The sequence below is a fragment of the Streptacidiphilus sp. EB129 genome, from assembly GCF_041262645.1.
Taxonomy (GTDB): Bacteria; Actinomycetota; Actinomycetes; order Streptomycetales; family Streptomycetaceae; genus Streptacidiphilus.
In genome coordinates, this window is record NZ_JBGCCS010000037.1 from 47,083 (window position 1) to 65,955 (window position 18,873).

At 71.0% G+C, this 18,873-nt stretch carries 17 protein-coding genes and 2 pseudogenes; 10 read left to right on the forward strand and 9 right to left on the reverse strand.

The window, feature by feature from the left end:
* Positions 1-481: 481 nt before the first annotated feature.
* The 3 genes from ABH925_RS31460 to ABH925_RS31470 all read left to right on the forward strand — a co-directional run bounded on the left by ABH925_RS31460 (position 482) and on the right by ABH925_RS31470 (position 2,983).
* The gene (locus ABH925_RS31460) at positions 482-1,255 is read left to right on the forward strand and encodes a transglycosylase family protein (RefSeq protein ID WP_370153539.1); all 774 of its coding nucleotides are present in this window, start codon (positions 482-484) and stop codon (positions 1,253-1,255) included.
* A 155-nt stretch (positions 1,256-1,410) separates the two neighbouring features.
* Positions 1,411-2,268, forward strand: coding sequence for a transglycosylase family protein (locus ABH925_RS31465; RefSeq protein ID WP_370153504.1), 858 nt, complete (start codon positions 1,411-1,413; stop codon positions 2,266-2,268).
* Between the two features lie 199 nt (positions 2,269-2,467).
* Entirely contained in the window at positions 2,468-2,983 is a 516-nt protein-coding gene (locus ABH925_RS31470; RefSeq protein ID WP_370153506.1) for a hypothetical protein, read from the forward strand.
* A gap of 130 nt (positions 2,984-3,113) precedes the next feature.
* On the opposite strand, the gene ABH925_RS31475 is transcribed toward ABH925_RS31470, so the two are convergent.
* A complete protein-coding gene (locus ABH925_RS31475; protein WP_370153507.1) occupies positions 3,114-3,464 on the reverse strand; it encodes a hypothetical protein in 351 nt (116 codons plus the stop codon).
* On the opposite strand from ABH925_RS31475, the gene ABH925_RS31480 reads away from it, so the two are divergent.
* Positions 3,457-3,792, forward strand: a complete 336-nt coding sequence (locus ABH925_RS31480; RefSeq protein WP_370153509.1) for a hypothetical protein — start codon at positions 3,457-3,459, stop codon at positions 3,790-3,792. The two genes, ABH925_RS31475 and ABH925_RS31480, sit on opposite strands and share 8 nt — an antisense overlap.
* 8 nt (positions 3,793-3,800) lie before the next feature.
* Here the strand turns inward: ABH925_RS31480 and ABH925_RS31485 are convergent, their stop codons facing one another.
* Complete coding sequence (locus tag ABH925_RS31485) at positions 3,801-5,780, reverse strand: hypothetical protein (RefSeq protein WP_370153510.1); 1,980 nt, start codon at positions 5,778-5,780, stop codon at positions 3,801-3,803.
* A gap of 251 nt (positions 5,781-6,031) precedes the next feature.
* Between ABH925_RS31485 and ABH925_RS31490 the strand changes: the two genes are divergently transcribed.
* Positions 6,032-6,892 (forward strand): acyl-CoA thioesterase, encoded by an 861-nt coding sequence (locus tag ABH925_RS31490; protein WP_370153512.1) that lies wholly within the window; start codon positions 6,032-6,034, stop codon positions 6,890-6,892.
* 45 nt (positions 6,893-6,937) lie between these two features.
* Here the strand turns inward: ABH925_RS31490 and ABH925_RS31495 are convergent, their stop codons facing one another.
* Together ABH925_RS31495 and ABH925_RS31500 are read right to left on the reverse strand one after the other, a co-directional pair.
* Positions 6,938-9,763 carry a glycoside hydrolase N-terminal domain-containing protein gene (locus ABH925_RS31495; protein WP_370153514.1) on the reverse strand — a complete coding sequence of 942 codons (2,826 nt, stop codon included), beginning with the start codon at positions 9,761-9,763 and terminating at the stop codon, positions 6,938-6,940.
* A gap of 276 nt (positions 9,764-10,039) precedes the next feature.
* Positions 10,040-10,642, reverse strand: coding sequence for a TetR/AcrR family transcriptional regulator (locus ABH925_RS31500; RefSeq protein WP_370153515.1), 603 nt, complete (start codon positions 10,640-10,642; stop codon positions 10,040-10,042).
* 90 nt (positions 10,643-10,732) lie between these two features.
* Here ABH925_RS31500 and ABH925_RS31505 point away from each other — a divergent pair, with 90 nt between their 5' ends.
* Positions 10,733-11,149: a nuclear transport factor 2 family protein gene (locus ABH925_RS31505; RefSeq protein ID WP_370153516.1), complete on the forward strand. Its 417-nt coding sequence runs from the start codon at positions 10,733-10,735 to the stop codon at positions 11,147-11,149.
* A gap of 42 nt (positions 11,150-11,191) precedes the next feature.
* On the opposite strand, the gene ABH925_RS31510 is transcribed toward ABH925_RS31505, so the two are convergent.
* The 3 genes from ABH925_RS31510 to ABH925_RS31520 form a co-directional block, all read right to left on the reverse strand.
* The gene (locus ABH925_RS31510) at positions 11,192-12,064 is read right to left on the reverse strand and encodes an aldo/keto reductase (protein ID WP_370153517.1); all 873 of its coding nucleotides are present in this window, start codon (positions 12,062-12,064) and stop codon (positions 11,192-11,194) included.
* 154 nt (positions 12,065-12,218) lie between these two features.
* Entirely contained in the window at positions 12,219-12,773 is a 555-nt protein-coding gene (locus tag ABH925_RS31515; protein WP_370153519.1) for a TetR/AcrR family transcriptional regulator, read from the reverse strand.
* Positions 12,774-12,775: 2 nt separating this feature from the next.
* Entirely contained in the window at positions 12,776-13,471 is a 696-nt protein-coding gene (locus ABH925_RS31520) for a type 1 glutamine amidotransferase domain-containing protein (RefSeq protein ID WP_370153520.1), read from the reverse strand.
* A gap of 140 nt (positions 13,472-13,611) precedes the next feature.
* Here ABH925_RS31520 and ABH925_RS31525 point away from each other — a divergent pair, with 140 nt between their 5' ends.
* Together ABH925_RS31525 and ABH925_RS31530 are read left to right on the forward strand one after the other, a co-directional pair.
* Positions 13,612-14,571 carry a LysR family transcriptional regulator gene (locus ABH925_RS31525; RefSeq protein ID WP_370153522.1) on the forward strand — a complete coding sequence of 320 codons (960 nt, stop codon included), beginning with the start codon at positions 13,612-13,614 and terminating at the stop codon, positions 14,569-14,571.
* Between the two features lie 218 nt (positions 14,572-14,789).
* Positions 14,790-15,710 carry a hypothetical protein gene (locus ABH925_RS31530; RefSeq protein WP_370153524.1) on the forward strand — a complete coding sequence of 307 codons (921 nt, stop codon included), beginning with the start codon at positions 14,790-14,792 and terminating at the stop codon, positions 15,708-15,710.
* Positions 15,711-15,721: 11 nt separating this feature from the next.
* On the opposite strand, the pseudogene ABH925_RS31535 reads toward ABH925_RS31530, so the two are convergent.
* A pseudogene (locus ABH925_RS31535) lies at positions 15,722-15,916 on the reverse strand (hypothetical protein); the annotation flags it as partial.
* A gap of 351 nt (positions 15,917-16,267) precedes the next feature.
* Between ABH925_RS31535 and ABH925_RS31540 the strand changes: the two are divergent.
* Together ABH925_RS31540 and ABH925_RS31545 are read left to right on the forward strand one after the other, a co-directional pair.
* Entirely contained in the window at positions 16,268-17,785 is a 1,518-nt protein-coding gene (locus tag ABH925_RS31540; RefSeq protein ID WP_370153526.1) for an LCP family protein, read from the forward strand.
* Positions 17,786-17,964: 179 nt separating this feature from the next.
* A complete protein-coding gene (locus ABH925_RS31545; protein ID WP_370153528.1) occupies positions 17,965-18,750 on the forward strand; it encodes a DeoR/GlpR family DNA-binding transcription regulator in 786 nt (261 codons plus the stop codon).
* 28 nt (positions 18,751-18,778) lie between these two features.
* Here ABH925_RS31545 and ABH925_RS31550 read toward each other — a convergent pair.
* Positions 18,779-18,873 (reverse strand): annotated as a pseudogene (locus tag ABH925_RS31550) (sugar ABC transporter permease); the annotation flags it as partial.

Sequence of the window (18,873 nt, forward strand, 5' to 3'; positions counted from 1 at the left end):
GGGGCGAAGTAGGGAAAGCCGGGCTCCGGATCTCACCGTGAGGCCGTCACCAGTGACGTTCCGTCGACGATGTGGGACAGCTCACCCGGTCCTGTGTGTGGCACAAGCCACCACGACCTCTCTCAATCATGGATAAATCGGACAAAATGCCAGGGATGACCTTCGAATCCTCGACCTGTACTGCTGGTAACCGCGGATTGACCTGCTGGAACGCACATTTAGTTGAATGCGGCACTGGACTTGCCTACGTTCAGTCCCCGGTGCAACGAGCACCACCCGGGTCCGCCCGCCTCTGTGCGACTCCGTGGTCATCCACGGAGACGCACCCGCCGCCGCACGACAGGTCGGTGGCGAGTGGCAGGCGCCGGGACGGTCAGGCCTCGCCCCCGTGAGGCCGCCCGTCCTGTGAACCGTGACGACGGGGCAGATGCGCGGCAACGCGCCGCCCGTCGACCGGTCCGGGGTTGTCGAGAGGGACTTGATGATCTTCCGCCGCGAGACCGACGCTGCCCGCACCGCCACCACCGAGGGTGGCTCGAAGAAGACCCGGCTCCGTGCCGTCGTTCTTGCCGGTGTCTGCGTCGCCGCCCCCGTGGCCGGTCTGGTCACCGCCACCACCGCCTCCGCCGCCAGCGTCTCCACCTGGGACGCGGTCGCTCAGTGCGAGAGCACGGGCAACTGGAGCATCAACACGGGCAACGGCTACTCCGGTGGCCTGCAGTTCTCGCCGTCGACCTGGGCCGCGTACGGCGGCACCCAGTACGCGTCCAGCGCCGGCCAGGCCTCCGAGGCCCAGCAGATCGCCGTGGCCGAGAAGGTCCTGGCTTCCCAGGGTCCCGGTGCCTGGCCCGTCTGCGGCCCGCAGGCCGGCCTGAGCCAGGGTGGCGCCCCGGCCGCCGTGGACACCTCGTCCGGCAGCTCCAGCTCGTCCAGCTCCAGTGCCGCCGCCTCCGGCTCCGCCGCGAGCACGCAGCAGGGCAGTGGCGACAGCGGTTCCGCGTCCGCCGCCCCGCAGCAGACCAGCAACGACACCGCCTCCTCGGCTGCCGCATCCGGCACCCCGGCCGCCGCCGCGCCGACCCAGAGCCCGCGGACCGCCTCCGGCGCGAGCTACACCGTGAAGTCCGGCGACACCCTGAGCGCGATCGCCGCGGCCAAGGGCACCACCTGGCAGAAGCTGTACGCCGCCAACACCGGCACCGTGGGGTCCAACCCGAACCTGATCTTCCCGGGTCAGGTCCTGACCGTCGGCTGACGACCCGTCCGTTCCACCGCCCTCGGGCAGCTCTCGCGGCATGGCCCGCACCACGGTGTGGTGGTGCGGGCCGTACGGCTGTCCAGGTGACTGCGCGGTGTGCCGCACTGTCAGATCAGCTGTTTGTGTGCTGATACGACATAGCGTCATTCGCCGTGGGCATACCAACGAGGATCGTGATGACGGCCGCGTCGGTGGCGACGATGGCCACCGCCGTCGTGGCGCTGCTGACCACGTCGGGCGCGACGAGCGCGGGCGCGGCGCCGGGGCGCGTGGCGGTTGCGGTGTGGGACGCCCTCGCGGCCTGCGAGAGCAGCGGCAACTGGCACATCCACACCGGCAACGGCTACTACGGTGGCGTCCAGATCTCCGTCGAGACCTGGCGCGAGGCGGGTGGCACCCGCTACGCCCGACGCCCCGACCTGGCCACCAAGGCCCAGCAGATCGCCACCGCCGAACGCATCCTCCGCTGGCAGGGCTGGCGAGCCTGGCCCAGCTGCGCCCACGACCTCGGCCTCCTCCCCACCCACCACCCCACGCCGTCGCCAACGCCCAAGCCCCACCCGACGCCGTCGCCCCACCCGACGCCGACGCCGTCGCCGTCGCCGACGCCGACGTCTACGGCCCACCCGACGCCCGCGCCCACGCTGACGCCCCACCCCACGCCGACGCCGACGTCTACGGCCCACCCGACGCCCGCGCCCACGCGTCGGCCGACGCCCATGCCCACACCCCGGCCCACGCTGACGCCAATCCTCCGGCCCACGCCCACTCCGACCTCCACGCCGAGCGCCTCAACACCTCCGTCCGCACCGACGGGGCCGCAGCCGACGCCCGGTGGCCCCGCTCCCGCGCCGACCCTCTACACCGTCCGCCCCGGCGACACCCTCGCGGCCATCGCCACCCGCTTCGCGCTCCCTCACGGCTGGCGCGCCCTGTACCGGCTCAACCGCACCGCCATCGGCCCCCACCCCGACAACCTGGCCGTCGGCACAGTCCTCAGACTCCGCTGACCCGCCCCGGCGCCAACAGGCTCCGGTCCCCCCGGGTCCCTGTTGCCGCATCAGGACGCAGGCGCAGGCTTTGCTGATCCGGCCGAAATTCCAGGGCGGTGTCTAAATTCGTGTGCTTGTAGGGGTGTTGGCTCCCCTGGGAACGTTCGAGTGCATCGCGACATTGATCACCGAGCCGCGCGCCACGGAAGGACATCACATGGCAGACCTTACGAAGCCGGTCACCCTCGCCAACGGCGGCAACACGGTCGGGGTGGGGAGGGGCGACGGCCTCGTGTTCGGCTACTTCTACGTGACCCAGACCCGCACCACCTGGAACTTCACCGAGGTCGATGGCGGGTACCAGATCCAGGACGCGCTCACGGGCAACTACCTGGCCATGGTCCCCGGCTACGCCGATGACGACAGCGATGGCCCGTCCTACTTCGGGAAGCCCCAGGTCGTGGCGAAGTCCGCTGACCCAAACACCCCCAACGCCGTCTGGGTCATTGCGCCAGTGGATGCGGAGGACGATGAGTACGACAACCAGGTCGAGGACTACGACGAGGACTACGACGAGAACGACGTCGCGCACAGCGTGTACACCGTGAGCCTCGCCGGATCGGATTCCTACCTCGGCCGCAGCGTCGTCGAGGACAGGAGCCTTGGCCCGAAGCCGATCGTGCTGGGCGACAGCGCTGATGATGTGCAGGAATTCTGGACCTTCCAGCAGTAGTAGCGGTAGCGCGACGAGGGCCCTGGCCGCCATCGCCGAGCGGCATTGGTGAGGTTCGTTGCTGATCCTTGGACGGGCGTCGATTGTGCGCTTGAGCGTGACAGCAGGTCCACAGCGCGGAGCGGAGCCGCTATCGTGGGGGGAGCTGACGGGCAGTCAGGTGGGATGCCGAATCGGGTGGTGAGGGTTCCATGGTCGATGGTGGTTCCGCAGGCGTTCGGAGAGTGGTGCCGGGGGCGGCGTGCGCGGCGCTCGTGCTGCTGCTGGCGACGGCCTGCAGCAGCAGCGGTGGCGGCAGCACCGCCGCGTCGGCCACGTCGAGCGGGGGTGTGCCGTCCGCGAGCGAATCCGCGTCGACGGCCCCGTCCGCGTCGACGGCCCCGTCTGCCTCCTCGGGGCAGGCCTGCGGGACGTCGGGCACTCCGACGGTGAGCGGCAGCGGGCCGAGCGACACCGCCTCGGCCGGAGCCGCGGTGGCCACCGACTACGCGAAGTTCTTCGACCCGGCGACCCCCGGTGACACCAAGGTCGGGCTGTTGCAGAACGGCGCGATGCTGCAGCCGGTGATCGCCGGGTTCAACGGCAACCCGCTGGCCGCCAAGGCCACTGTGACGGTGCTGACGGTGACCTTCACCAGCGCCACCACGGCCGACGTCACCTTCAACCTCTGCGAGAGCGGGACCCCGGCCCTCCCCGGCGCCGCGGGCAAGGCGGTGCTGGAGACGGGCACCTGGAAGGTCGCCGACGCCACCCTCTGCACCCTGGTCGCGATGAACAACGGTGGCACGGCCGCCCCCGGCTGCGGCTGAGCCTGCGGCTACCCCCTGTGCGGCTTCCGGGCTTCGGACGCCCGGGCTGCTGCCCTGACGGCCTGTTCGGCGTTGGCGACCTGCGCCGCCCTGGCCGCCTGGGCCGCCTGCGCGGCCTTCGCGGTGGCGATCTGGGCGTCGTTGGGGCCGATGCCGATCAGCTGGGTCGTCAGGCTCATCGGGTTGGGCGTCACCACGCGCAGCAGGAACTTGCCGAGGACGCCGGGCCCCCAGACCCCACCGGGCGGTGCGGCCAGCACGTAGTCCGCCGTGGTGTGCGGGGCGAGTTGGGCCGGGCCGCGCAGAAGCAGCCAGTAGTCGGAGATGTTCGCCCCGGTGCTGGTGGCGAAGTGCGGCTGCAGCGCGCCGCCGGTGGTGTTGGTGACGTCGACGTCGATCTGCCCGACCAGGCCGGTGAGCGCCAGCGGCCCGGTCCCGCCGGAACCGGACACCGAGGTGATCCGCATGGTGACGGGAGTGGGCGCCTGCACCGCCGCGACCAGGCAGAGCATGGCCGGTGCCAGCAGCACCGGCACCAGCAGCGCCCGGCGGCTGCGGGTCCGCAGTAGCCACCGGCGCGGATGCCAGGCCTGGTCGAAGTCGGCTGCGCTGACCGTGGCCGCGGCCAGTACCCACAGCGGCACGGTCAGGTCGAAGTAGTCCTCCTGCGAGCGCGTGGACAGGTAGAAGACCAGCCACGGCATGATGGTGACGGCCAGACCGAGCCGGCGCGGGAAGACGATCAGCAGTATCAGCATCGCCAGGCCGAGCAGCAGACCCGCGTCGCTGTACAGGTGCAGATCGCCGCTGCCGCTGCGGAAGTAGTACGAGATGCCCACCAGGCCCTGGCCGCTGGGGATGGCCTTCTGGAACAGCGGAGTGAGCACCCCGCGCAGCCAGGCCGACGGGTCCTGGACGATGAACGGCAGGTTGATGGCGAAGGCCACGCCGACCACGATCGCGACGTACCGGCCGACCACCGTGGCGGCGTCCCTGCCGGACATCTCGCCGCGGCGGATCATGAACAGGCCGACGACCAGGAACGGGGCCAGGAACCAGGTCAGTTGGTGCAGGCAGACGGCGATCCCGAGGCAGACCGCGCGGGCCACCCCGCCGCGCCCGAGCCGGCCCCCGCGTCCGGTCCGCTGCCAGTACGCGACGGCGACCATCAGGAACGGCAGCTCCATGCAGCCGGGGTAGCCCATCTGCGCGTACGACGGAAGCCAGCCGAAGCCGTAGCAGACGATGACCGCGACCGGACGCCACGGCTTGGGCAGCAGCAGGAACATCACCACCGAGGCCACCAGCAGCATCGCGGTGGCGGCCAGCCCCGCCGGGGGGTGGCTGAGGTGCAGGGCCATCGGCACGGCGGTGAACACCGGTCCGAGCGGCGGGTAGTCCAGGCCGGTGGCGGCGCCGCCGTCCATCAGCGGGGTGGTGCCGACATGGAACAGCCGGAAGATCTGCGGCCACTGCGTTCCGTACATGTGGCCGCCGTGGAGAAGCGTTCTTGCGGCCATGTCGACGAGCGAGCCCTCGTCGGTGCCGTAGTAGACGTGGCTGGTCGCGGCGGTGCCGGTGGGCTTCGCGGCGGTGACGGTGTAGAAGCGGTTGAGGCACTCCAGCGCGGCGACCGCCAGCACCAGGATGTCGATGGTGATCATCGCGCGGCGGCTGCGGACCGACAGTGCCAGCACGCCCAGCACCAGAATGGCGCCGAAGTACAGGATCACCGCGAGCGCGTGCGTATGCTGGTTGATGATCGTGCGGTTCCAGACGTCCCGGGCGCCGATCAGCATGCTGGAGCAGGCCAGCACCGTGAGCATCCGGTTGACCTGCTCCGGCGGGCGGCGCAGGGCGCCGGGCGAGGCGCCGGGACCGGTGGCGAACGGGTTCAGCCGGATGCGCAGCCAGGCGCCGGTGGAGAGTCGCGACGGCCCCTGGCCGGAGCCGGGGTCGCCGACCTGCGTGGAACCTGCCGACGGCACGGGGGTCACTAGAGGCACGGGCGCAGTTTTGCATGCATTCCTGCGCGAATCGCGCGCCGTTCGTGCTGTTCATCCGCCATTCCCAACTTCGTGACCTGTGACGATCGCTGAATGATGGGGGTATGCGAAGGCGGTGCCGGGATCACCCGGATGAGCGGCGCGCGGCGCCGTGCGCACCCCTCGCGGGTGGATCCGCGACCGGCCAGCGAGAATGGGGGCCAGCACCTGGCGCACCGAGAGGACGTACCGCGATGGGCAACCCCGTGGACCAGCTGGTCGACCTGCTCGACCTGGAGCAGATCGAGCTGAACATCTTCCGCGGCCGCAGCCCGGAGGAATCGCTGCAGCGGGTCTTCGGCGGGCAGGTCGCGGGCCAGGCCCTGATCGCCGCCGGACGGACGGTGGACCCCGACCGCCCGGTGCACTCGCTGCACGCCTACTTCCTGCGGCCCGGCACGCCCGGCGTGCCCATCGTCTACCAGGTCGACCGGATCAGGGACGGCCGGTCCTTCACCACCCGCCGGGTGCTCGGGGTGCAGCAGGGACGGACCATTTTCGCGCTGACCGCGGACTTCCACCTGCCGGAGGAGTCCCCGTTCACCCACCAGACCGCCATGCCGGACCTCCCCGACCCGGAGACGCTGCCGACCGCGCTGGAGGAGGTCGGTTCGGTCCTGGGTGAGCTGCCGCCGTTCATCAGCCGCCGCCAGCCGTTCGACCTGCGCTATGTGGAGCGGCTGAGGTGGAGCCAGGAGGAGCTGGTGGGGGTCGAGCCCAAGCTCGGGGTCTGGCTGCGGACCAACGGGCAGCTGGGCGACGACCCGCTGGTGCACGCCTGCGCGGTGACCTACGCCAGCGACATGTCGCTGCTGGACGCGGTCCGGGTGCCGGTCGAACCGCTGTGGGGCAAGCGGCACTTCGACATGGCCTCGCTCGACCACGCGATGTGGTTCCACCGGCCGTTCCGCGCCGACGACTGGCTGCTCTACCAGCAGGAGTCGCCGGTGGCGGTGGGCGGCCGTGGTCTGGCCCGGGGGCAGCTCTTCAACCGGCAGGGGCAGTTGGTGGTGTCGGTGATGCAGGAGGGGCTCTTCCGCCGCATCGCCGACTGAGCCCCGGGCAGAAGGGTCGGGGGCAGGGCCTGCGGGGTGTGGTGGTCAGTAGGGCTTGCGGGTCCACTGCTGGCTGGGGTCGCCGGTGTCGGTCTGCTGGACGATGCTGCCGAGGTTCGCGGTGGAGTCGCCGGCGACGGCGAGGAGTTTGCCGCTGCGGACGTTGACGACCTTGAGGTAGCCGCCACCCGCGTCGGAGAGGGTCCACTGCTGGTTGGTGCTGCCGCTGCCCGGCCACTGGATCACCGTCGCGCCTTCGGCGGTGGTGCCGCCGGCGACGTCGGCCACCAGGCCGGAGAAGGCGTTGGTCAGGGTGTAGATCCCGCTGCCCTGGGTGGTGAAGCGCCACTGCTGGTTGGTGCCGCCGTTGCCTGCGTACTGGATCAGGCCGGTGCCCGGGCCGGTGGACCGGCCCGGGTCGTCCAGCACCAGGCCGCTGCGCCGGTTGACCAGGGTGAACGTGGTGGTGGTCGGCGGTGGGGCGAGCGTGGCGGACCCGCCGGGGGAGACGGTGACCTGCTGGGTCCAGTCGCCGAACTTCACCGTGGTGCTGCCGCCGTGGGTGCTGTGCAGGGTCGCCGAGCTGACCTGGCCGCCGGACCAGGCGAGGTCCACGGTGAAGCCGCCGCGGGCGCCGAGGCCGGTGACGCTGCCGTCGGCCGCCCAGGCGGAGGGCAGTGCGGGCAGCAGTTCGACCAGGCCGGGGCGGGAGTACAGCAGCATCTCCAGCGCGGCGCTGGGCACGCCGAAGTTGGCGTCGATCTGGAAGGTGACGCGGTTGCCGAAGCTGTACATGTCCAGGAAGTTGATCGCGGTGCCGTTGCCGAAGTTCACCGACGGGGTGATCGCGGTCAGGAACTCCTGATAGGCGTTGCCGGCATCCTTCAGCCGCGACCAGCACAGCGCCCGCCAGGCCAGGCCCCAGCCGAAGCTGGTCATGCCGCGTGCGGTGAGCAGGTTGCGTACCCCGGTGGCGATGTCGGCGGGCATGCCGTCGTAGGTCAGCCGGTCGCCCGGGAACAGGCCGACCAGCGGGGACAGGTGCCGGTGGGCGGTCTCGCCCAGGTTGTCCGGCGTCATCCACTCCTCCAGCCAGCCGGTGGTCGGGCTGACCACCGGCAGGTACAGCCGCTGCTGCAGCCCGGCGACGGTGCCGGCGTAGCCGGCGTCGAGGTTCAGCGCGGCGGCGGCCAGACCGTAGTTCTGGAACAGCTGCCAGACCAGTTCCTGCGCGTACGTGTTGCCCCTGGCGTTCGTCGGACCCTGTTCCGGTGACCAGTCGGCGTCGTCGACCAGGAGTCCGGTCGCGGGGTCGGTGACCAGCCGTGCCTCCCAGAACTGGCAGGCGCCCTTCAGCAGCGGGTAGACCTTCGCCAGATAGGCCGGATCCCGGGTGTACTGGTAGTGGTCGAACAGCGAGTTGCAGAGCCAGGCGTTGCCCGCAGGATGCCACCACCAGCCCAGGCCGCCGTAGATGTTGGCGGAGATCGCGGTGGTCCAGCCGGCCACCGTGCCGGAGGAGTTGCGGAACCCGTTGCGCGGGTCGTTGAACAGCGACTGGGTCGTCGCGGTCCAGGACGGGACCTGGGCGACCAGGTAGTCGGCGAACGCCTCGAAGCACCCGCCGAGTCCGGCCCGGTCCGGCAGCCAGTAGTTCATCTGGAGGTTGATGTCGGTGTGGTAGTCGGCCATCCAGTCCGGATCGTTGCGGTCCAGCCACAGCCCCTGGAGGTTCGCGGGCACGCTGTCGCGCGAGCCGCTGATCAGCAGGTAGCGGCCGAACTGGAGGTAGCTGGCCTCCAGTTCCGGGTCGGGTACGGCACCGGCGGCGGCGCGCGCGGCGAGCCGGGTCGCGGTGTCCTGGCCGCGTTGCGTGGCGGTGGAGCTGCCCAGGTCGACGGTCAGCGTCGAGTACAGCGCCTGGTAGTCGGCGACGTGCGCGGCCAGCAGTGAGTCGCCGGACACCGAGGCGGCGGCAGCGGCCCTGCCACGTGCGACGGTCAGCGGGTCGACGGTGGTGTCCATGAACTGCCTGCTCGCATCAGGAACGTAGTTGGTGCCGGCTGCGATCACGATCAGTACCTCGGAGCAGCCGGTGAAGCCGACCTGGCCGCCGCCGGCCGAGACGCTGCCGCCGGTGCCGGTCGCGCGGACCACCGCGCCGTAGGCGAGTCCGTTGCCGAGCGTGCCGCCGAAGGACGCCGTCGCCGTCGCGCCGTCGCTGCCGGTCGTCTCGCCGTGCGTTCCGGTCAGCGCCACGCTGCCGGTGTAGCCGCCGCTACCGCTCTGCCGCAGCCGCAGCACCACCACGTCGTCCGGGTGGCTCGCGTACACCTCGCGGGTGTAGGTCACGCCGCCGAGCTGGTAGGTCGCGGAGACGTACCCGTTGCTCAGGTCCAGCTGGCGGCGGTACCCGCTGATCGCCGAGGAGGTGTGCCCGGGTATCGACAGGTACACCTTCGCCAGCAGCGACAGGGTGCCGAAGTCCGCGGTGTCGTACGGGAACTGGCCGTCCGAGCCGAGGCTTGCGTTCAGCCCGCCGGTCCACAGCGTCGCGTCCGTCAGGTAGAGGACGTCGTCGGCGGTGTCGCCGGTGACCAGACCGCCCATCCGGCCGTTCCCGATGGCCAGCCCCTGCTGGATGATCCCGGACTCGGTCCCGGGCGTCGGATACCACAGGGTGGTCGCCCGGCCTGGCGGGACCAGGGTCGCGGTGGACGGTCGCGCCGTCGCCTGGGCGGTCTGCGGCCGGAACACCGGCAGACTGCTCAGCGCCAGGAACGCGCCGGTGGCACCCCCCAGCCGCAGGAAGTCCCGCCGCGAGCTCGCGCCGGCGGGGTACTCGAAGTGGGGCAGGGGCTGTTCGGACATGCAGGGCCTCCTGGGGCAACCCGCGTGCGACGGTGAGGGGGCCGTCCGCCTCGGGGGACGCGAGAAAGGGTGGCGAACTCTCCGGGGATTCTGGGAGACATCCGAGCTCTCCACAAGAGCTGTGCCGGAATTGCTCGCCACCTGCCCGCTCAAACGTCCGTAATATGCGGTTCTGTAGCCAACCTTGAAGGCAGCCTTCTGCTGTGACCGGCGGTCAGGGTCACGTCAGTCATCGGAGGAAAAGGCCTGCGGTGCTTGCTCGTTGTTGGGGTGGCGCTATGCGCGGTGGGGGAGCAGGGCCTGGGCGGCGGTACGGGCCTGGCGGGCGGGGGCGGGGGTGCCGCTGATCGCGGCCGTGGTGATCGCGCCCTCGGCGAGCAGGGCGAGCTGCTCCCCGAGGGCGGCGGTGCCGCCGGCGGCGGTGGCCAGGCCGGCGAGGTAGTGGCGGAAGGCTGCCTTGTGCTCGGCCACCGCGTCCGCCACCGCCGGTGCGGTGGCGCCGAGTTCGCCGAACGCGTTGATGAACGCGCAGCCGCGGAAGTCGGGTTGGGCGAACCACTGCTCCAGCCAGTCGAAGACCGCCAGCACCCGCTCCCGGGGGTCCTCGGGGGCGTCGGCGAAGCGGGTCAGGTCCTGGCGCCAGGTGGTGTCGCGCCGCCGCAGGTAGGCCTCGACCAGGTCGCCCTTGGAGGGGAAGAGCTGGTAGAGGCGTTTGAGGGAGACCCCGGAGGTGGTGCGGACCTCGTCCATGCCCACGTTCTGCACGCCGCGGGCGTAGAACAGGGCCTCGGCCGCGTCCAGCACCCGCGTCCGCGCCGCCTCTGGTCCTGCCGCCGACTCCGGCGCTGCCGCCGCCGCTGGTCCCGCTGTCGCTGCCACTGATTGCCGTCCCTACTTGAGAACCATCGTTCTCCTAGCGTAGCGTGCAACCAGGAGAACGATGGTTCTCCCCTGTGAGAGGAGCATCCCGTGACCGTGCGACCCCCCGTCCCCCCGTTCACCGAGCAGACCGCCCTGGCCAAGGTGCAGGCCGCCGAGGACGCCTGGAACAGCCGCGACCCCGAGCGCATCGCCCTCGCCTACACGCCGGACTCGGAGTGGCGCAACCGCGACCGGTTCATCACCGGCCGCTCCGAGATCGTCGCGTTCCTGCGCGAGAAGTGGCAGCGCGAACTCGACTACCGCCTGCGCAAGGAGCTGTGGGCCTTCACCGGCGACCGGATCGCGGTCCGCTTCGAGTACGAGTGGCACGACGCCGACGGCCAGTGGTGGCGCAGCCACGGCAACGAGAACTGGGAGTTCACCCCGGACGGCCTGATGAGCCGCCGCTACGCGAGCATCAACGACGTGGCGATCACCGCCGCCGAGCGCCGCGTTCTGCCGTAGGCCGTCCTGCGCCGGGCCGTGCGGCCGTCCGGGGGATCCGGCTCAGACCGCGTCGGCCAGGGCGGTGAACGTCTCGTCGGTGAGCACGATGCGGGCCGCCTCGGTGTTCTCCTCCAGGTGCGCGACGCTGGAGGTGCCCGGGATCGGCAGCATCACCGGGGAGCGGCGCAGCAGCCAGGCGAGGGCGAGCTGCGAGGGGCTGGCGTCGTGCTGCTTGGCGAAGGTGTCCAGCGGGCCCCCGGGCCGCGCCAGTTCACCGGTCGCCATGGGGAACCAGGGGATGAAGGCGATGTTCTCCTGCTCGGCGTAGGTCAGGACGTCCTCGGCGCGGCGGTCGGCCAGGTTGTAGAGGTTCTGCACGGAGACGATCTCCGCGATCGCCCGGGCCTGCTTGAGCTCCTCGACGGAGACCTCGGAGAGGCCGATGTGCCGGATCTTGCCCTCCTGCTGCAGCAGCACCAGCTCGCCCAACTGCTCGGCGAGGGGCACCTTCGGGTCGATGCGGTGCAGCTGGTAGAGGTCGATGCGCTCGACCCCGAGGTGACGCAGGCTCAGTTCGGTCTGCTGGCGCAGGTACTCCGGGCGGCCGACGGCACGCCAGTCGCCCGGGCCCGAGCGGGTCAGCCCGCCCTTGGTCGCGATGACGAGTTCGTCGGCGTACGGGTGCAGCGCCTTGCGGATCAACTCCTCGCTGACGAAGGGCCCGTAGGAGTCGGCCGTGTCGATGAAGGTGACGCCCAGCTCGGCGGCCCGGCGCAGCACCCGCACCGCCTCGGCGGGGTCCTTCGGGTCGCCCCACACGCCCGGGCCGGTGAGCTGCATGGCTCCGTAGCCGAGACGGTTCACGGGCAGGTCCCCGCCCAGGGCGAAGGTGCCGGAGGCGTCGGCGGGGCGGGGTGCGGTCGGAGTACTCATGAATGCATCCTTTGATGTCGGGCGGTTCGCGTCAGGTACGCCGTGACGTCAGGTAGTCCGTGACGTCAGGTACGGCGCGTCGTCAGGTATGTCGCGTCGGATGGTTCGTGTTCCACGGTACGTGTGGTGCGGCGGACGTGACGATAGTGGATCATCACCTGGGCTGCGCCGGCTCCGGATACCGGAATCCCGCCAGCAGTGCGCGGGTCGCCGGGGTCAGCAGCCGCCGGCTGTCGGGCCGGGGTTCCAGGCCCGCGACCAGGGCGATGCAGATGTCGGCGGCGTCCTCCGGCTGCTGGACGTCGGCTTCGCTCAGCAGTTGGACCAGCAGACCGCGCAGGTCCTCGGTGAAGGACTGGCAGATGTCGCCGAACAACCGGGCCTTGGCGTCCAGGAGTTCGGCGGTGTGCGGCGAGTCGCCGGCCAGTTGCAGCACCAGGTCGAGTTTGGCGGCGAGGACCCCGTGGATCCGCTCGGCCGCCTCGGCGTCGCCGGCGGCGATCCGCCGGGCCCGGGCCAGCGCCTGGTCGTGCAGGCGCTCGGCGAGCCGGCGGAACGCGTCGTCCTTGTTGCGGACGTAGAGGTAGAGCGCCGACCGGGACACGCCCGTCTCTGCGGCGATGTCGTCCATCGTGGTGCGCCGCACGCCGTACCGGGTCAGGCAGGCGTAGGTGGCGTCGAGGACCTCGGGGAGCCGGTCGGCGCCCATGGTCAGGCCAGCTTCTTCAGCAGTTCGACGGCGAGCGGGCCGGAGGAGGCGGGGTTCTGCCCGGTGACCAGGTTCCGGTCGACGACCACGTACGGGGCCCAGGGGGCGCCCTCCTGGAAGTCGGCGCCGAGCTCCACCAGCCGGTCCTGCAGCAGCCACTTCGCCTTGTCGGCGAGACCGGCCTGGGTCTCCTCGGTGTTGGTGAAGCCGGTCAGCCGGTACCCGGCGAACGGGGAGCTGCCGTCCTCGTCCCGGGCGGCCAGCAGCGCGGCCGGGGCGTGGCAGACGACGCCCAGCGGCTTGCCGGACCGCAGCGCCAGGGTGAGCAGCCGGCCGGAGTCGGCGTTGACGGCGAGGTCCTCCATCGGGCCGTGGCCGCCGGGGTAGAACACGGCGTCGTACTCCGCCAGGTCCACGTCCTCCAGCTTCACGGGCTGCTGCAGCTCGGGCATCGAGGTGAGCGCGGCCGCGACCTTGTCGGCGCCCGCCTGGCCGCCGTTGACCTCGGCGGCCAGGCTCGCCCGGTCGACGGTCGGCTGCACGCCGCCCGGGGTGGCCACCGTGATCCGGTGCCCGGCCGCCGTGAACGTCTCGTACGGGGCGACGGCCTCCTCGGCCCAGAAGCCGGTGGGGTGGCGCGTGCCGTCGGCCAGGGTCCAGTAGTCGACACCGGTCATCACGAAAAGGATCTTTGCCATGTCACAACTCTCCGAGGTTCGGACGGCTCCTGTACGCCGCCCAAGCGCGTCACGTTCTGACGTTCCGCACTCAGAACGTCATCCCGTCTGTATTCGACCGTAGGCGGCCGCTGCCATCGACGGCCAATAGAATCGTCTGTATGAGTGATAGGGAATCCAATGGCTCGCGGGGAATACCGCAGGCGGAGGCGGCAGCACCGCAGGCGGTCGCCTCGGGGCCGCTGGACCTGAACCTGCTCCGCACCTTCCTGGCCGTGCACCGCACCGGGTCCTTCACCGCCGCCGCACACCTGCTCGGGCTGTCCCAGCCGACGGTGACCACACAGATCCGCACCCTGGAACGGCGGCTCGACCGTGAACTGTTCGAGCGCGGGGCGCGCGGGGTCACCCCGGTGCCGTTCGCGGACGAGCTCGCGGCGCAGGTGGTCGAGCCGCTGGACGCGCTCGCGGACGTCACCGGCCGCCCGGACGTCGGCGGCCCCGCGGAGCCGGTGCACCTGGCGGGCCCGGCGGAGTTCCTGTGCGCCCGTGCCCTGCCCGCCCTGGCACCGCTCGTCGCCGACGGCGTTCGGCTCCGGATCGCCAACGGACTGACCGACCCGCTGCTGGCCGAGCTGCGGGCCGGCCGCCACGACCTGGTCATCGCCACCACCCGCCCGCGCGGCCGGACCCTGTCGGCGGTGCCGCTGATGGACGAGGAGTTCGTGCTGGTCGCCGCGCCTGCCTGGGCCGAGCGGGTCGGCGGCGCGGACCTGCCCGCCGCCCTGCACGCCGTCCCGCTGATCACCTACGCCGAGGACCTGCCCATCGCCCGCCGTTACTGGCGGCACGTCTTCGGCCGCCGGCTGAACTGCCGGGCCGCCGTCACCGTCGCGGACCTGCGCGGTGTCCGCGCGGCCGTCGCCGCGGGCGCCGGATTCAGCGTGCTGCCCCGCTACCTCTGCCTCGACCGGCTCGCCGACGGAGCCCTGGTCCTGCTGCACGAACCCGAGGATCCGCCGATCAACACCGGCTACCTGGTCCAGCGCCCCGGCCGCTCCGCCAACCCCCACGTCGCGCTGGTTCGCGACCGGCTGCTCACGGCGGCCCGCGACTGGTGACGGCCCGGCCCCGCCCGGCCTGACCCGCCGTCGGACGTTCGCCCCGGCCGCCGATCCCGGTGCTCGACAGGGGGCGCGCCGATAGGGAATGCTGCGCTGGAGAGTTGATCACTGGGGGACGCGGACGACGGGCAGCCACCCGTGGCGATTCCGCTGACGGGTTCGGGGGGACTTCTGTGACGTCTGACGCTTCATTGAGCGGTACGGAGCCGGTGCGCGTGACGACCGCGCTCTGGCCCATCACAGCGCCGGAGATACCGCCCGCGGACGTGCTCCGGATTCGCCGCGTGTATGCCGGGGCGAAGATGCTCGACTCCGTTTCCCCCGATTCCCGCACCCTGGCGGACGAGCCCGAGCTTCCCCCGGTCTATCGGCAGGGCTTCACGGGGTGGCTGAGGCTGCTCGCGGCCACGGCTGCCCTGTATGTCGTGTTCCTGGTCGGGGGCGCGCTGAACTGGCCCGGGCTGCTGCTGGGACTGATCGGCTTCTGCATGGCCCCGACGACCTTCGCCAGCGTGATCGGACTCATCGTCATCGGTGTGCGGCTGGGCCGGCGGTACGGTGCGACAGCGCGCGCGTTGCGTCAGTGGCGTGGGCGTTTCGCGCTGCCCACGATCCTTGAGACCGGGGAACTGAAGCTGCTGGAACTGGCGGTGTCCGCCTTCGACCGGGTCCACGGGACGCCGAGCGCGGTCGAGGCGCGCAGGGCCACGGGCCTCGGGGACATCAGCGACCGGGTGCTGTGGCAGCTCGTGGTGAGTGCCGATCAGATCAGCCGGCTGCGCCGGGCCGTGGGGGATCCGCCGAAGAAGCAGGACAAGGCGGTGGCCGAGGTCCTCGCACCGTCGATCGCGGTGCTGAACCAGGCCACCGCCGCGCTGACGACGCAGGTCAAGGCAGTGGAGTCGTACGCGGCAGCGGTCACCAAGGCCGAAGCCGCGGCCGATACCCTGCGCCGGCTGGGAGAGGTCCGCGCGTCCACCGACGAGGTCGCCGAGATTGTCAGCGGGATGCGGCTGGACCTGCCCCGCCTGGACGGCAGCCTGCTGGTCAGCCGTCTCGACGAAGCGGAGGCCGCCCTGACGGCCTGCCGGAAGCAGGTCGAGGCCGCCTACCAGGCCCTGGCCGAGGACATCTGACCCGCCCCGGTTCAAGCGGCGTGTGCTGTGAAGGTGACGGTGGAGGTGTCACCGTCTGTGGCGATGTCGAGCGATGCCTGAAGTGCCTTGGCGAGCCGGGCCAGCAGCGGAAGCGTGACCTGCTTGGCACGTTCCACTTCGGCATCCTCGCGCATCCGCGTCTTGCGGAACACGGTCAACAGTACGATCCGGCGATCGGACGCGAGCGGGAACGGCCCCTGGCAGCCCTCCGAACCGCGGGTCGGTTCGGGGGCTGTGCGCATCCGGGACGTCCGCACGGGCCCGAAGCCGCGAGCCGATCCTCGATTTCTTGCGCAATTGCGAAACGGTTCGGCGGCGGGGCGCGTCTACCTAGTAGTGGATCATCAGGGATCGGCCGCTGAGTCGCGGTGGGTCGAGTGGGAGGAATCAGCGTGAGCAGGCGTCGCGGCGGGACTGCGCAGGATGCGGACTCCTCCCACATAGCCGACGCCGGACCCGCGGGGTCCGGCTCGGGTCACCGGGGTGATTCGCCCCGCTCCCGGCGGCGCAAGGTGGTCCGGTCCCGCAGGTACAAGGTGCTGCGTATCGTCGCGTTCGTCACCGCGGGTCTGGTGCTGCTCACCGCCGGTGTGGGGGCGTACCTCTACACGCATCTGGTGGGCAACATCAACACCGTCAGCCTGTCGGGCCTGAAGAACCAGCCCGCCGCGCCGAAGGCCGACGCCCAGGGCAACACCCCGGAGAACATCCTGGTGCTGGGCTCGCAAACGCGTGACGGCCAGCACGGGGTGAATCTGGGCAACTCCTCGAAGCTGGGCACCAACATCTCCGACACCGCGATGCTGGTGCACATGAGCGCGGAGAAGCAGTGGGCCACGGTCGTCTCCATCCCCCGCGACCTGCTGGTACCCCGCCCGGAATGCCAGGACCGCACCGATCCCGGCGTCACCCACCAGGCGTCCAACAAGGCGATGTTCGACGAGGCGATGAACCTCGGTGGCCCCGCCTGCGCGGTGGCCACCGTCGAGCAGCTGACCGGGGTCCGGATCGACCACTTCGTCGAGGTCACCTTCAACGCGCTGCAGGACATGACCAGCGCCGTGGGCGGCGTGCAGGTGTGCGTGCCGCCGCCGGGCATCAACGACCCCAACTACAGCGGCCTGGTGCTGGGCCCGGGGATGCACACCGTCAGCGGCGCGCAGGCGCTGGAGTTCGTCCGCGACCGGCACGGCGTGGGCGACGGCACCGACCTGGGCCGCATCCAGTACCAGCAGATGTTCGTCTCCTCGCTGTTCACCAAGCTGACCAGCAACGGCACGCTGTCCAACCCGCTCACCCTCTACAGCATCGCCCAGGCGGTGACCAGCAACCTGACCGTCGACAGCGGCCTCAAGTCCCTTCCGGCGATGGTATCGCTGGCCGGCAGCGTCAAGAACCTCAAGAACCACTACATCCAGATGATCACCGCTCCCTGGGAGTGGCCGCCGGCCTCCGACACCGCCGACAACGGCCGCGTCCTGCCCGGCCAGGGCTTCGACCAGGTCTGGGCCGACCTGCGCAACGACCAGCCCCTGCCCGGCTCCAACGCCGCCAAGACCTACGGCACCTCCGCCACCGCCATCCCCTCCGCAGCCGCCTCGGCGTCCGCGAGCGCCGCACCGACAGCAGTCCCGCTGTCCACGCTCACCGTGCAGGTCTTCAACGCCAGCGTCGGCCCGGACGGCACGGCCATCTCGAACCTGGCGACCGACGCGGCCGCCAACCTCCAGGCTCTGGGCGTGAAGGCGAGCGTCGGGCACAGCGTCTACAGCGGCTACGCGAAGACCGAGATCCTCTATCCGGCAGGGCAGCAGGCCCAGGCTCAGGCCCTCGCCGGGCAGGTGGCCGGAGCCGTACTCAAGCAGAGTCCGAGCGTCAGCGCGCTGACCCTCGTTCTCGGCACGAACGCGCCGGCCAACCTCAGGGGCGCGCCGGCCACCACCAGCTCCGGGAGCAAGGCCCCCGCACCCTCGATCAGCGCGGAGAGCCGCTCCGGCGACCAGGACATCTGCTCCAGCCTGCCCACTCCGGCCAGCTACGGCGGCCACCCGTGACCTCCCCGGTCTGACCTCCTCCTGCCGCTCGTACCGGACAGGGCCGCTGCGGATATCCGCGCGGCCCTGTCTGTAGTTGCTCATATTTTGCAAATTCGAGCATAATTGAACCGTTCGGCGCTGACCTGCCAGGACGACCTGCGGCTGCCCGGGACCCCGTGATCCGGATCGGAGAGGGCATGAAGAGGCACGAGCGGCTGAATGCGATCCTCGAACAGCTGGCTGCCGGCGGAACGCTGGACGTCGACGACGTCGCGGTCCAGCTCTCGGCCTCGGCAGCGACGATCCGTCGCGACCTGGACCACCTGGCGCAGCAGCAGTTGCTCACCCGCACGCACGGCGGGGCGATCGCCAACGCGACCTCCTACGACCTGCCGTTGCGCTACAAGACCGCGCGGCGGGCCGGCGAGAAGCAGCGCATCGGCATGGCGGCCGCAGCCCTGGTGCCGGTCGGCGCCGTGGTGGGCCTCAACGGTGGCACCACGACCACCGAGGTCGCCCGTGCCCTGGCGATCCGTGCGGACCTGAACGGCGAGGGTGCGGACGCGCAGATCACCCTGGTGACCAACGCCCTCAACATCGCCGGTGAACTGGCGGTGCGGCCGCATGTGAAGATCGTCGTCACCGGGGGCGTGGCGAGGCCGCAGTCGTACGAGCTGACCGGCCCGCTGGCCAGGGGAGTGCTGGAACAGGTCGCACTCGACATCGTGGTCCTGGGCGTGGACGCCATCAACGCGGATCTCGGCGCAAGCGCGCACCACGAGGGTGAGGCCACCATCAACCGGCTGATGGCCAGTCGGGCCGATCAGGTGGTCGTGGTGGCGGACTCCACCAAGCTCGACCGCAGGGCGTTCGCCCGGATCTGCCCGCTGGCCGAGGTCGATGTGCTGGTCACCGACTCGGCGGCGAGCGCCGGGACGGTAAAGGGCTTCGAGGCCGCGGGGGTTCGGGTCATCCAGGCCTGATACACGTCAACTGTCCGACTGTGCCTGCTTATTTGACGGAGCCTGCGGTGAGGCCGGAGACGACTTTGCCTTCGATGAGGGCGAACAGGATGATGACGGGGATGGTGGCGATGACGGAGCCGG

What these genes read in the sequence shown, in the direction of transcription:
- ABH925_RS31460 (WP_370153539.1), top strand. Translation starts at nt 482, where the DNA reads ATGATCTTCCGCCGCGAGACCGACGCTGCCCGCACCGCCACCACCGAG.
- ABH925_RS31470 (WP_370153506.1), top strand. Translation starts at nt 2,468, where the DNA reads ATGGCAGACCTTACGAAGCCGGTCACCCTCGCCAACGGCGGCAACACG.
- ABH925_RS31490 (WP_370153512.1), top strand. Translation starts at nt 6,032, where the DNA reads ATGGGCAACCCCGTGGACCAGCTGGTCGACCTGCTCGACCTGGAGCAG.
- ABH925_RS31495 (WP_370153514.1), bottom strand. Translation starts at nt 9,763, where the DNA reads ATGTCCGAACAGCCCCTGCCCCACTTCGAGTACCCCGCCGGCGCGAGC.
- ABH925_RS31510 (WP_370153517.1), bottom strand. Translation starts at nt 12,064, where the DNA reads ATGAGTACTCCGACCGCACCCCGCCCCGCCGACGCCTCCGGCACCTTC.
- ABH925_RS31515 (WP_370153519.1), bottom strand. Translation starts at nt 12,773, where the DNA reads ATGGGCGCCGACCGGCTCCCCGAGGTCCTCGACGCCACCTACGCCTGC.
- ABH925_RS31520 (WP_370153520.1), bottom strand. Translation starts at nt 13,471, where the DNA reads ATGGCAAAGATCCTTTTCGTGATGACCGGTGTCGACTACTGGACCCTG.
- ABH925_RS31525 (WP_370153522.1), top strand. Translation starts at nt 13,612, where the DNA reads ATGAGTGATAGGGAATCCAATGGCTCGCGGGGAATACCGCAGGCGGAG.
- ABH925_RS31545 (WP_370153528.1), top strand. Translation starts at nt 17,965, where the DNA reads ATGAAGAGGCACGAGCGGCTGAATGCGATCCTCGAACAGCTGGCTGCC.